11 protein-coding genes are annotated in these 11,861 nt (G+C 73.8%); 2 read left to right on the forward strand and 9 right to left on the reverse strand.

The features are described 5' to 3' along the window. The first annotated feature begins 80 nt into the window (after positions 1–80). Complete coding sequence (locus ACZ6K0_RS20160) at positions 81–629, forward strand: bacterial proteasome activator family protein (RefSeq protein WP_376397678.1); 549 nt, start codon at positions 81–83, stop codon at positions 627–629. Positions 630–700: 71 nt separating this feature from the next. Here the strand turns inward: ACZ6K0_RS20160 and ACZ6K0_RS20165 are convergent, their stop codons facing one another. The 7 genes from ACZ6K0_RS20165 to pdhA form a co-directional block, all read right to left on the reverse strand. Then, complete coding sequence (locus tag ACZ6K0_RS20165; RefSeq protein ID WP_376397681.1) at positions 701–1,687, reverse strand: NAD(P)H-quinone oxidoreductase; 987 nt, start codon at positions 1,685–1,687, stop codon at positions 701–703. Between the two features lie 43 nt (positions 1,688–1,730). Next, on the reverse strand, positions 1,731–2,816 hold the full coding sequence (locus ACZ6K0_RS20170) for a potassium channel family protein (protein ID WP_376397683.1): 1,086 nt from the start codon (positions 2,814–2,816) through the stop codon (positions 1,731–1,733). Next, positions 2,813–4,231 carry a molybdopterin molybdotransferase MoeA gene (locus ACZ6K0_RS20175; RefSeq protein ID WP_469231194.1) on the reverse strand — a complete coding sequence of 473 codons (1,419 nt, stop codon included), beginning with the start codon at positions 4,229–4,231 and terminating at the stop codon, positions 2,813–2,815. The genes ACZ6K0_RS20170 and ACZ6K0_RS20175 overlap by 4 nt, the downstream gene beginning before the upstream one ends. Next, complete coding sequence (locus ACZ6K0_RS20180) at positions 4,228–5,082, reverse strand: NTP transferase domain-containing protein (RefSeq protein ID WP_376397689.1); 855 nt, start codon at positions 5,080–5,082, stop codon at positions 4,228–4,230. The genes ACZ6K0_RS20175 and ACZ6K0_RS20180 overlap by 4 nt, the downstream gene beginning before the upstream one ends. A gap of 83 nt (positions 5,083–5,165) precedes the next feature. Further along, the gene (locus ACZ6K0_RS20185; RefSeq protein WP_376397692.1) at positions 5,166–6,596 is read right to left on the reverse strand and encodes a dihydrolipoamide acetyltransferase family protein; all 1,431 of its coding nucleotides are present in this window, start codon (positions 6,594–6,596) and stop codon (positions 5,166–5,168) included. After that, positions 6,596–7,651, reverse strand: a complete 1,056-nt coding sequence (locus ACZ6K0_RS20190; protein WP_376397695.1) for an alpha-ketoacid dehydrogenase subunit beta — start codon at positions 7,649–7,651, stop codon at positions 6,596–6,598. The genes ACZ6K0_RS20185 and ACZ6K0_RS20190 overlap by 1 nt, the downstream gene beginning before the upstream one ends. Then, positions 7,651–8,811 (reverse strand): pyruvate dehydrogenase (acetyl-transferring) E1 component subunit alpha, encoded by a 1,161-nt coding sequence (gene pdhA / locus ACZ6K0_RS20195; protein ID WP_376397699.1) that lies wholly within the window; start codon positions 8,809–8,811, stop codon positions 7,651–7,653. Before pdhA ends, ACZ6K0_RS20190 begins: the two co-directional genes overlap by 1 nt. Before the next feature lie 342 nt (positions 8,812–9,153). Here pdhA and ACZ6K0_RS20200 point away from each other — a divergent pair, with 342 nt between their 5' ends. Next, positions 9,154–9,627: an Lrp/AsnC family transcriptional regulator gene (locus tag ACZ6K0_RS20200; RefSeq protein WP_376398437.1), complete on the forward strand. Its 474-nt coding sequence runs from the start codon at positions 9,154–9,156 to the stop codon at positions 9,625–9,627. A gap of 57 nt (positions 9,628–9,684) precedes the next feature. Here ACZ6K0_RS20200 and ACZ6K0_RS20205 read toward each other — a convergent pair whose 3' ends face one another. Then, complete coding sequence (locus tag ACZ6K0_RS20205) at positions 9,685–10,278, reverse strand: TetR/AcrR family transcriptional regulator (protein ID WP_055642496.1); 594 nt, start codon at positions 10,276–10,278, stop codon at positions 9,685–9,687. Continuing rightward, complete coding sequence (locus ACZ6K0_RS20210; RefSeq protein WP_469231197.1) at positions 10,275–11,846, reverse strand: 3-hydroxyacyl-CoA dehydrogenase; 1,572 nt, start codon at positions 11,844–11,846, stop codon at positions 10,275–10,277. The genes ACZ6K0_RS20205 and ACZ6K0_RS20210 overlap by 4 nt, the downstream gene beginning before the upstream one ends. Between the last annotated feature and the right edge of the window lie 15 nt (positions 11,847–11,861).

Here is an 11,861-nt window from a genome sequence, read left to right on the forward strand (position 1 = left end):
CTGTGCCCCTGTACGAGGGTGGATCACCCTCGTACAGGGGCACACCGTGTGGTGAGGCATGTGTGCGAGAGAATGGCGGCATGGAGATGCCGAGGAATGACAGGTCGCAGGAGAGCCCCCAGGTCCTCATCGTGGGACAGGACGGAACGGCGCTCGGCGGCGCTCAGGGTGACGACGAATCCCGCGAGGTCCCGGTGACGGAAATGGTCGAGCAGCCTGCGAAGGTCATGCGGATCGGCAGCATGATCAAGCAGCTCCTGGAGGAAGTACGAGCGGCCCCTCTCGACGAGGCCAGCCGCGTCAGGCTGAAGAACATCCACGCCAGCTCCGTGAAGGAGCTGGAGGACGGGCTCGCGCCCGAGCTGGTCGAGGAACTGGAGCGGCTCTCCCTGCCGTTCACGGACGAGGCGGTGCCCTCCGAGGCGGAACTGCGGATCGCACAGGCCCAGTTGGTGGGATGGCTGGAAGGCCTCTTCCACGGCATCCAGACGGCCCTGTTCGCCCAGCAGATGGCGGCCCGCGCCCAGTTGGAGCAGATGCGCCGGGCGCTGCCGCCGGGCGCCTCGCAGGACGATGACGACGACGACCGCGGCCACGGCCACGCCGTCCGCTCGGGCCCGTACCTGTAGGGCGAGTCCGACGTCGCAAGAGGAGGGGCCCGGCACATCCCGTGCCGGGCCCCTCCTGCATGTCCGGCGAATCAGCCGCGCGGCGCCAGCAGCAGCACCTTGCCGACATGGTCGCCGGACTCCAGCACCCGGTGCGCCTCGGCGGCCTCCGGCATCGGCACCGTCCGGTCGACGACCGGCCGGACCGTGCCCGCACCGATCAGCGGCCAGACGTGCTCGCGGACGGCCGCGACGATCGACGCCTTCTCGTGCGGCGGGCGGGAGCGCAGCGTGGTCGCCATGACCGCCGCCCGCTTGGCGAGCAGCGCCCCCAGGTTCAACTCGCCCTTCACGCCGCCCTGGAGCCCGATGACGACCAGCCGGCCGTTGACGGCCAGCGCCTTCACGTTCCGCTCCAGGTACTTGGCGCCGACGATGTCCAGGATGACGTCCGCACCGGCCCCGTCCGTCGCCTTGTGCAGCTCCTCGACGAAGTCCTGCTCGCGGTAGTCGATGAGGACGTCCGCGCCGAGTTCGGCGCAGCGGGCCAGCTTCTCCGGGCTCCCGGCCGTGACCGCGACCCGCGCCCCGACCGCCTTCGCCAGCTGGATCGCCATCGTCCCGATCCCGCTCGCCCCGCCGTGCACGAGCAGCGTCTCGCCGGGCCGCAGGTGGGCGATCATGAAGATGTTGGACCAGACCGTGCAGGCGACCTCGGGGAGCGCGGCGGCCGTGGCCAGGTCGACGCCGTCGGGCACCGGCAGGAGCTGGCCGACCGGAACGACGACCTTCTCCGCGTAACCGCCGCCGACGAGCAGCGCGCAGACCTCGTCGCCGACGGACCAGCCGGAGACCCCGGGCCCGAGCGCGGTGATCCGTCCCGAACACTCCAGACCGGGGTACGGGGAACTGCCCGGCGGCGGGTCGTAGAAGCCCTGCCGCTGGAGCAGGTCGGCGCGGTTGACGGCGCTCGCCACCACCTCGACGAGGACCTCGCCCTCGCCGGGCACGGGATCGGGCACCTCCGCCCAGACGAGCGCCTCGGGACCGCCGGGTTCCGGAATCGTGATCGCATGCATGGCGGCGAGGCTACTCCGGCGGTCGGTGCTCAGTCCCGCACGCTCAGTCCTGCGGCGGCGTCGTGAGCGGGGTCACCGGCGTGGCGCGCACGATGGTGATCACCCGGTCGGTGGGCTGGAGCGGGCTGGCGGCCTTGTCGTCGTAGCTCAGCAGCCGGTGGCCGCGGAGCACGCTCACCACCAGGTCCTCGGTCTCCCGCACGCTCTTGCCCACCTCGGCCTTGGTCACCGGCCGCTCGACGAGGTCGAGGCCGGAGCCCTGCTGGATGAGGTCCTCCATCACCGTGCCGGCGCTGGGGCTCAGCACGGAGAGGCCGAGCAGCCGGCCGGCGGCGCTGGCGCTGGTGATGACCGCGTCCGCACCGGACTGCCGCAGCAGCGGCGCGTTCTCCTCCTCGCGGACCGCGGCGACGATCTTCGCGCCCCGGTTGAGCTGGCGGGCGGTCAGGGTGACCAGGACGGCCGTGTCGTCGCGCTGGGTGGCGATGACGATCTGCCGGGCCCGCTGCACCTCGGCCCGGAGCAGGACGTCGCTGCGCGTCGCGTCGCCGATGACGCCGACGAACCCGTCCGCGTTCGCCGTCTCGATCACCTTGTTGGAGGGGTCGACGATGACGATCTGGTCCTTGCTCAGACCGGTCGCGCAGAGGGTCTGGATCGCGGACCGCCCCTTGGTGCCGAAGCCGACGATGACGGTGTGGTCGCGCAAGGTGGACCTCCAGCGATTCAGCCGGAACTCCTCCCGGGTCCTCTCCGTGAGGACCTCCAGGGTGGTGCCGACCAGGATGATCAGAAACAGCACGCGCAGGGGCGTGACCAGCAGGATGTTGGCGAGCCGCGCCGAGTCGCTGTACGGGACGATGTCGCCGTAACCGGTGGTGGAGAGCGTCACGGTCGCGTAGTAGACGCAGTCGAGGAAGTCGAGCGTCTCGTTGGCGTTGTCGTGGTAGCCGGCGCGGTCGACGTACACGATGAGCACCGTCAGGAGCAGCACGCCGAGCGCCATGAGCAGCCGCTTGCCGACCTGGCGCAGGGGCCTCTCGACGACCCGGCGGGGGAGCCGGATCTGGGGACCCGCGATCCGCTCGTCCGCGTTGCGGGCCATCACGTCGCGGCTGGGAAGTTTCACGTGAAACACGCTCCTTGGGCCGGGGCGTCCCCCGCCTCCGTCGGCCAGGGCAGGCCGAGGATCTCCAGTGCCCGGCCCGGTCGGGCACCGCCGGGCGGGACGACGGCCAGGCCGTCGGCGGCGGCGATGCCACGGAGCATGGCCGGTCCGTTGTAGTGCAGCGGGACGGCCCGGTCGGCGCGACGGACGACCGGGACGAGCCGTGTGTCGTGGGGATGCCCCTGGACCTCGTCCTGGACGGGCACGCAGGTGGCCGGGGGCGGGGACGGCTCCCGGGGAGCGCCCACGAGGGCGGCGAGCAGCGGCTCGGCGAGGGTGAGGAGCCCGGAGACCGCCGCGAGCGGGTTGCCGGGGAGCCCGACGAGATGACGGGGGTCCGTGCCCGCGAGCCGGGCGAGGAGCATGGGGTGGCCGGGGCGGACCTTGACCCCGTCGACGAGGAGGGTGGCGCCCGCCGCGTCGAGCACGCGGTGCAGATGGTCGACCGGCCCGGCGGCGGTCCCGCCGGTGGTGATCAGCAGGTCGGCGGTGGAACCGGTGACGGCCGCGTACAGCTCCTCGGCGTCGTCGCCGATCCGGCGGGTGGCGAGGACCTCGGCGCCGAGCGCCTCCAGCCAGGGGCCGAGCATCGGGCCGAGCGCGTCACGGATGAGCCCCTCGTGGGGGAGACCCGTCGTGAGCAGCTCGTCGCCGAGGACCAGGATCTCCACCCGGGGGCGGGCGAGGACGGGAAGCGCGTCGTAGCCGGCGGCCGCGGCGAGACCGAGGACGGCGGGGGTCACGGCGGAGCCCGCGGGGAGCAGCTGGTCTCCGGCGCGGCACTCCTGGCCCCGGGGCCGGATGTCCTGTCCCCGCCGCACCTCGCGCAGGGCGTGCAGCAGGGGGCCGGGCGCGGGGGTGGCGTGGTCGACATGGTCGACGTGCTCGGAGTGCTCGGCGTGGTCGGCGTGGTCGTCGCGCGCGGCGTTCTCGACGTGCTCGACGCGTGCGGAGTGGTCGGCGTGCTCGCTGCGGATGACCGCTGTCGTCCCGGTCGGGACGCGGGCGCCGGTGGCGATCCGTACGGCCTCTCCGTCGGCCAGTACGGCCCCGGTGGCGTGGCCCGCGAGGACGGCGCCCGCTTCACGGACCGTCCAGGGGCCCGTCCCCGCGACGGCCCAGCCGTCCATGGCGGAGGTGTCGAAGGAGGGCAGGTCCGTGAGGGCCAGGAGCGGCCCCGCGAGGACCCGGCCGAGCGCCGCGCCGAGCGGGACGGCCAGCGGCTCGCGAGCGGCCTGCACGGCGCGGGCCGCGGAACCGGCCTCGGCGGCGGCCGCCCGCGCCGCGGGCCAGGCGGTGGCGCGGTGCGGCTGCTCGGCCGCCTGCGGGCGTGCGGAGGTGTCGGGTGCCACGAGGGCGGACTCCTTGAGGGTCATCCGGCCTCGTCCTGTTCGGCGGCCCAGCGCTTGGCGAGCTCCGCCGCCTTGCGGGCCGCCTCGGCGACCGCCTCGGGACCGCCCTCGGTGCCCGCGCGGGCCGCCGCGTAACCGACCAGGAAGGTGGTCAGGGGCGCGGCGGGGCGAGCCACTCCGTGGGCGGCGTCACGAGCCAGGTCCAGCAGCACGCCCGTGTCGACGTCCAGCTCGATGCCCAGTTCGTCCTTGACTGCGGTGATCCATTCGTCCAGCACGGTCCCATGCTCCCTGATGCGGGCCCGGGCCGCGGCGATGTCCTCCCAGGTGTCGCAGTCGAAGGAGGCGAGGGATCCGGCGGCGACCCGGGTGAGGCGGAGCCCCTCCGCGAGGTACCGCAACGGCATGTGGGCCAGACCGCGGTGATCGTGCGTGAGCCGGGTCAGCTCGCGTCCGAGCGGCGCGGCCCGGTACGCGGCGACGAGCGGCTGGTCCCGGCCGTCGGCGTCGGTGAGGAACGCCGCCTCCGCCTCGGGCGCCTCGGCGAGCGCCGCGAGGAGGCGCCGGACGGTGTCCCGGTCGAGGAAGGGCAGGTCGGCGGAGAGGACGAGGAGGACCTCGGCGTCCGTCTCGCGCACCCCGGCGGCGACGGCGGGCAGCGGGCCGCCGCCCGGCGGCTCCTCCCTGGTCCAGCGGACGGGGCGGACGGTCGGGCGCGGGTCCCCGACGACCACGGTCCGGCCGGCGTCGGGGCAGGCCGCGAGCACCCTGTCGAGGAGCGTCCGGCCTCCCACCCGTACTCCGGGCTTGTCGGAGCCGCCGAGGCGCCTGGCGGCGCCCCCGGCGAGCACGACGGCGTCGTATGCGGTGGTCACCCCAGCAGTATGGGCCGCCGGGCATCACGGCCGACCGGCCCGTCCCACCAAGAGAGACGGGCCGGGCCGGGACGGACGGGGTGTCAGACCGTGCGGAGCAGGACCGCGGGCTGCTCGACGCAGTCCGCCACGTACCGCAGGAAGCCGCCGGCCGTGCCGCCGTCGCAGACGCGGTGGTCGAAGGTGAGCGAGAGCTGCACCACCTGACGGACGGCCAGTTCGCCCTGGTGGACCCAGGGCTTGGGGATGATCCGGCCGACGCCGAGCATCGCGGCCTCGGGGTGGTTGATGATCGGCGTCGAGCCGTCGACCCCGAACACCCCGTAGTTGTTCAGGGTGAACGTGCCACCCGTCAGATCGGCCGGCGTGAGCGTGCCCTGCCGGGCGGACTCCGTGAGCCGGGCGAACTCCGCCGTGAGCGACTCGGCCGTCCGCGTCCCCGCGTCCCTGACCACCGGGACGACCAGACCGCGCGGGGTCTGGGCGGCGAAGCCGAGGTGCACGGCCGGCAGCCGGACGATCTCCCGGGCGGCCGTGTCCACCGTGGAGTTGAGCTCGGGGAACCGGGCCAGGGCGTGGGCGCAGATCCGGGCGAGGAGGGCGAGCAGCGAGATCTTCGGCCCGTCCGCCGTGTTCATGGCCCGCCGGGCCGCCATCAGCTCGGTCGCGTCGGCGTCGACCCAGCAGGTCGCGTCCGGGATCTCCGTACGGCTGCGCGAGAGCTTGTCCGCCACCACTCCGCGGAGCCCGCGCAGCGGAATCCGCTCCCCGGCCGCCGCGACGGAGGTCACCGCAGGGGAGACCGCGGGGCTCGCGGCGGGCGCCGGAGCGGCTGCCGCCCGCTCCAGGGCAGCGAGGGCGAGCTCCACGTCGGCCCGCAGGATCAGGCCCTCGGGCCCGGATCCGCGCACCTCCCGCAGGTCGAGCCCCCGGTCCCGGGCCAGCTTCCGCACGAGCGGCGAGATGACCGGCACCGGCCCGTCCTGCCCGGCGACGGGCACCGTGACGGACGCGGAGACAGGAGCGGCGACGGGCGCTGCGGGCTCCGGAGCCCGCACCGCGACCGGAGCCGGGGCCGCGGCCACAGCCGGAGCCGCGGCCGGGTTGTCGCGCAGCACGCGCCGGCGCCGGGCGGCGGGCCCCGCCGTGCCGTACCCGACGAGCACGTTGCCCGAGTACTCCGAGGAGACGGCGGACTCGGCGGCGGACCCACCCGCCGTGGGGGCCGCCTCCGGAGCCGCCTCCGCGAGCTCCTCCGGCACACCCGTCCCGCCCACGGCGACCGTCAGGAGCGGCGCGCCGACGGGCAGTTCGGTGCCCTCCTCGCCGTACCGGGCGGTGACGACGCCGCCGTACGGGCAGGGCACCTCGACCATGGCCTTGGCCGTCTCGACCTCGACGACCGGCTGGTCGATCGCGACGACGTCGCCGACGGCGACGAGCCAGCGGACGATCTCGGCCTCGGTGAGCCCCTCACCGAGGTCGGGCAGCTTGAATTCGAGCACCTGGGCCATCAGCTCTGCGCCTCCCACTGCAGCCGCGCCACCGCGTCCAGGACCCGGTCCACGCCGGGCAGATGGTGCCGCTCCAGCATCGGCGGCGGATACGGGATGTCGAAGCCCGCGACCCGCAGCACCGGCGCCTCCAGGTGGTGGAAGCAGCGCTCCATGACGCGCGCGGCGATCTCCGCGCCGGGGCCGGCGAAACCGGTCGACTCGTGGACCACGACCGCCCGGCCCGTACGCCGTACCGACGCGCAGACGGTCTCGTCGTCGAACGGCACGAGCGAGCGCACGTCGACGACCTCCAGGTCCCAGCCCTCGGCCTGGGCGGCCTCCGCCGCCTCCAGGCAGACCGGAAGCGACGGGCCGTAGGTGATCAGGGTGGCGCCGGTGCCCCGCCGCCGTACGACCGCCTTGCCGATCGGCTCGACGGGCGCGGGCGCCTCGGGCGACCAGTCGGACTTCGACCAGTAGAGCCGCTTCGGCTCCAGGAAGACCACCGGGTCGTCGGAGGCGATGGCCGCGCGCAGCAGCCCGTAGGCGTCCTCGACGGTCGCCGGGGTGACGACGTGCAGGCCCGGGGTGGCCGTGTAGTAGGCCTCGGAGGAGTCGCTGTGGTGCTCGACCCCGCCGATCCCGCCGCCGTACGGGACACGGATGACGATCGGCATCGGCATCGCGCCGCGCGTCCGGTTCCGCATCTTCGCCACATGGGAGATCAGCTGCTCGAACGCCGGGTAGGCGAAGGCGTCGAACTGCATCTCCACGACCGGCCGCAGGCCGTACATGGCCATGCCGACCGCCGCGCCGAGGATGCCCGCCTCGGCCAGCGGGGTGTCGGTGCAGCGGTCCTCGCCGAACTCCTTGGCGAGCCCGTCGGTGACCCGGAAGACACCGCCGAGCGTGCCGACGTCCTCGCCCATCACGTGGACGGTCGGGTCCTCGGCCATCGCGTCGCGCATGGCGCGCTGGAGCGCCTGCGCCATCGTCGCGGGCTTGGGCTTCCCGGCGGCACCGGCGGCCTTGGCCGCCTTGGCCGCCGAGGGGCCGGTCGTCGCGGTCGTCATCACGCCTCACCCTCGGCGTCGAGCTCGGCACGCAGCTGCGCCGCCTGCTCGCGCAGCTGTGCGGTCTGCTCCGCGTACACGTGGGAGAACAGGTCCATCGGGTCGAGCACCGGGTCGGCGTTCATCCGCTCGCGCAGGTCCGCCGCCATCGTCTCGGCGGCCTCGGCCGCCGCCCGCTTGCCGTCCTCGTCGAGCAGGCCGCGCTCCGTCAGCTCCCGTTCGAGAATCAGGATCGGGTCGTGCGCCCGCCACGTCTCGACCTCGCCGGCCGCGCGGTAGCGGGTCGCGTCGTCGGCGTTGGTGTGGGCGTCGATCCGGTACGTGACGGCCTCGACGAGGGTGGGGCCGCCGCCGCGCCGCGCGCGGGCCACGGCCTCGGTCAGCACCTGGTGCACGGCCACCGCGTCGTTGCCGTCGACCAGCCGGCCGGGCATCCCGTATCCGACGGCCTTGTGGGCCAGGGAGGGGGCGGCGGTCTGCTTGGCCAGCGGCACGGAGATCGCGAAGCCGTTGTTCTGCACGAAGAAGACCACGGGGGCCTTCCACACGGCCGCGAAGTTCAGCGCCTCGTGGAAGTCGCCCTCGCTGGTGCCGCCGTCGCCGACCATGGCGAGCGCGACCACGTCGTCGCCCTTGAGGCGGGCGGCGTGGGCGAGGCCCACCGCGTGCGGGAGCTGGGTGGCCAGCGGGGTGCAGAGCGGCGCGATGCGGTACTCGCGCGGGTCGTACCCGGTGTGCCAGTCGCCGCGGAGCAGCGTCAGGGCCTGCACCGGGTCCAGGCCGCGGGCGACCGCCGCCAGGGTGTCCCGGTACGAGGGGAAGAGCCAGTCCCGCTCCTCCAGGGCGAGGGCGGCGGCGATCTCGCACGCCTCCTGGCCGGTGGTGGACGGGTAGACGGCGAGCCGGCCCTGCTTGGTGAGCGCGGTGGCCTGCGTGTTGTACCGGCGGCCGCGGATCAGCTCCGCGTACAGCCGGAGCAGCAGCGCGGGGTCGGCGTCGGCCACGGCGTCCGTGCCGAGCACGCGCAGCGGCTCGGCGTCGGGCAGCAGCGGGGCGGGGTCGGTACGCGGCTGCCAGGCCGGCGGCGGGGTGGGCCGGTAGGCGGGAACGGCACCGGGCGGCTCTTGGACTGTCGAACTGCGCTGTTGCAACGAGTCCACCTCCTCGTGGGAGCGGGCATAAGACCCGAAGGCGGGTGGCGCGAGTGTGGCGCGCCTCACCTACCGATTGTTCGGTCGTGGAGGCATTTTGGCTACAGGCACCTCCAGCCTGTGGACAAACGGTTCTCCACAGCCTGGGATAGGAGCAGGTCGTCCACCGGAGAGAGGCGGGGGCACATGGCGGATGAACAAATGGCCGTCGACCGGAGCGGGGCTCCGGCCGACGCGACGGGCGAGGCACGGGGCCAGACGCCCGGCGGGGCACTCGGCGAGGCACTCGGCGGGACACTCGGCGGGACCGAGGCCGAGGTGCCCGGCGAGGCCCTGAGCGCGCCGATCGGCATGCCGACGGGCGTCCTGCCGGCACGCCCGCTGGACGCGATCGACCGCGACATCCTGAGGTTGCTGCAAACGGACGGTCGCGCCTCGGTACGGTCCGTGGCCGAGCGGGTGCACGTCTCCCGGGCCAACGCCTACGCGCGGATCAACCGGCTCATCGACGACGGGGTGATCCGCGGCTTCAGCGCCCGGGTCAACCACGAGCGGGCGGGGCACGGCGCCTCCGCGTACATCACGCTCAAGATCGTCCAGAACTCGTGGCGGACGGTCCGCGAGCAGCTCAGAGCGCTGCCGGGCGCCACGCACATCGCACTGGTCAGCGGGGATTTCGACGTCCTGCTGCTCGTGCACACCCCGGACAACCGGACGCTGCGCGAGCTGGTGCTCACCCGGCTCCAGTCGATCCCCGAGGTGCTGTCGACCCGCACCCTGCTGGTCTTCGAGGAGACGGACCTCAACACCGACCACCGCCTCTGACACCCAAAAGCAGGACGGCCCCCGAAGGGGCCGTCCTGAAGCCGTCCACACGCCCGCTCAGCGAGCCGTCCGCAGCCCGTCGAACGCCAGGTGCGCGACGGTCTCGGCGAGCTGCTCCCGCTCGCCCACCGCGTCCGGATGCGGCCGGTACCACTCCACCAGCGAGTTGATCATGCCGAAGAGGAGCCGGGTCGCCAGCCGGATGTCCACGTCCGCCCGCAGGTCCCCCTCGGCCGCCGCGGCCTTCAGCAGCTCGGCCACCCGGTGGTCGAACTCGCGCCGCCGCTCCATCGCCCACCGCTCGGTCGCGGTGTTGCCCCGCACCCGCAGCAGCAGCGTCACGTACGGCAGCTCCGCGATCAGCACCTCCACGGTCCGGCGCGTGACGTACTCGACCCGCTCGACGGCCCGGCCGCGTACCGCCCCCGGCTCGTCGAGCACCGCGAAGAGCCCGTCGAGCGCCCGGCTGACCGCCCGCCGCAGCAGCTCCTCCTTGCCGGACACGTGGTGGTAGATCGACGACTTGGAGATCCCCGCCGCCTTGGACAGGTGCTCCATGGAGGTGCCGTCGTAGCCACGCTCGTTGAAGACCCGCACGGCGACCGAGAGCAGCGTCTCGGGGGTGTACGTGTCGCGCTTCGCCGTCGTCATCGGCCTTCCTTCCCTATCCGGGCCGCATCGGCGCTTCCCTTGCGGGCGGAGGCCAGGCACGGCGCGTACCGTCCCGTCGGATAGCGCTTGTTCATCTCCGACAGCAGGTCGCACACCCGCATGTGCCCCACCTTCTCGGCCCACTCCAAGGGGCCGGCGGGATAGTTGACCCCGAGCCGCATCGCCGTGTCCACGTCCTCGGCGCTGGCGACGCCCCGGTCGACCGCGTCGGCCGCCAGATCGGCCAGCATCGCGACCGTACGGGCGACGATCATGCCGGGCACGTCGCCGATCACGGACACCTGCTTGCCGAGCGCCTGGAAGAGACCCACGGCCTCCGCGAGGACCTCGGGCGAGGTCCGCTCCCCGGTGGAGAGCACGATCCGGGTCGCGCGCGCGTAGTCGAGCGCGAGATCGAAATAGATGATCTCGTCGCCGAAGTACTCGAAGGCGGTCTCGCCGTCCGCGAGGACGAGCTGGCCGCCGCCCGGCAGCACGACGGCCCCGTCGCCGCCCTTGCGGCGCACCTTGATCCCCGCCTCCTCGAAGAGGCCCACCAGCGCCTCGGCGGGCCCCAGGTCACCACGGACGACGATCTTCGCGGGCGCCTCCGCGGGCGGCGCGTTGTGCGGCTCGGGCCGCTCGGCGCCCTCCGCGTACGAGAACCAGCCCTGCCCCGTCTTGCGGCCGAGCCGCCCCGACTCCACGAGCCGGCGCTGTGCGAGCGAGGGCGTGAACTTCGGGTCCTGGTAGAAGGACTCCCAGACGGAGCGGGTGACGGCCTCGTTCACGTCCTGGCCGATGAGGTCCGTGAGCTCGAAGGGGCCCATGCGGAAGCCGCCGCACTCGCGCAGGGCGGCGTCGATCGTGGCCGGGTCGGCCGCGCCCTCCTCGAAGATCCGCAGCGCCTCCGCGTAGAAGGGGCGGGCGACCCGGTTGACGATGAAGCCGGGGGTGTCCGCGCAGCGGACCGGCGTCTTGCCCCAGCCCTTCACCGTCTCGTACGCGCGCGTGGCGACGTCCGCGTCGGTGGCGAAGCCGCTGACGACCTCGACGAGCGGGAGCAGCGGCGCCGGGTTGAAGAAGTGGAGTCCGACGAACCGGCCGGGCAGCCGCAGCCCACCCGCGATCGCGGTGACGGAGAGGGAGGAGGTGTTCGTGGCGAGGACGGTGTCGTCGCCGACGACCTTCTCCAGGTCGGCGAAGAGCTGCTGCTTGACGGGGAGGAGCTCGACGATCGCCTCGACGACGAGCGCCGCGTCGGCGAGCTCCGCGAGGTCCTCCGCCGCGTGCAGCCGACCGACGGCCGCCTCGCGCGCGGCGGCGTCCATCCGCCCCTTCTCGACGAGCCGGTCGAGGCGGGCGCCGAGGGCGGCCACGGCCTCCCCGGCCCGGCCGGGGGCACTGTCGTAGAGCCGTACCGGATGGCCGGCGACCAGCGCGACCTGGGCGATCCCCTGGCCCATGGTGCCGGTGCCGACGACGGCCACGGTGCGGTCCTGTGCGAGGGCGGTGATCTCACTGGCGGTCACGTCGTCGCTCCCCCTGACGGTCACGTTGGCGCTCATAGGAGTGATCCTCCC

It is taken from the genome of Streptomyces sp. NPDC042346 (genome assembly GCF_055581845.1).

Bases quoted from the DNA above. Each gene is read 5' to 3' on its own strand.
- ACZ6K0_RS20160 (WP_376397678.1), top strand. From the start codon at position 81: ATGGAGATGCCGAGGAATGACAGGTCGCAGGAGAGCCCCCAGGTCCTC.
- ACZ6K0_RS20165 (WP_376397681.1), bottom strand. From the start codon at position 1,687: ATGCATGCGATCACGATTCCGGAACCCGGCGGTCCCGAGGCGCTCGTC.
- ACZ6K0_RS20175 (WP_469231194.1), bottom strand. From the start codon at position 4,231: ATGACCCTCAAGGAGTCCGCCCTCGTGGCACCCGACACCTCCGCACGC.
- ACZ6K0_RS20185 (WP_376397692.1), bottom strand. From the start codon at position 6,596: ATGGCCCAGGTGCTCGAATTCAAGCTGCCCGACCTCGGTGAGGGGCTC.
- ACZ6K0_RS20190 (WP_376397695.1), bottom strand. From the start codon at position 7,651: ATGACGACCGCGACGACCGGCCCCTCGGCGGCCAAGGCGGCCAAGGCC.
- ACZ6K0_RS20200 (WP_376398437.1), top strand. From the start codon at position 9,154: ATGCCGACGGGCGTCCTGCCGGCACGCCCGCTGGACGCGATCGACCGC.
- ACZ6K0_RS20205 (WP_055642496.1), bottom strand. From the start codon at position 10,278: ATGACGACGGCGAAGCGCGACACGTACACCCCCGAGACGCTGCTCTCG.
- ACZ6K0_RS20210 (WP_469231197.1), bottom strand. From the start codon at position 11,846: ATGAGCGCCAACGTGACCGTCAGGGGGAGCGACGACGTGACCGCCAGT.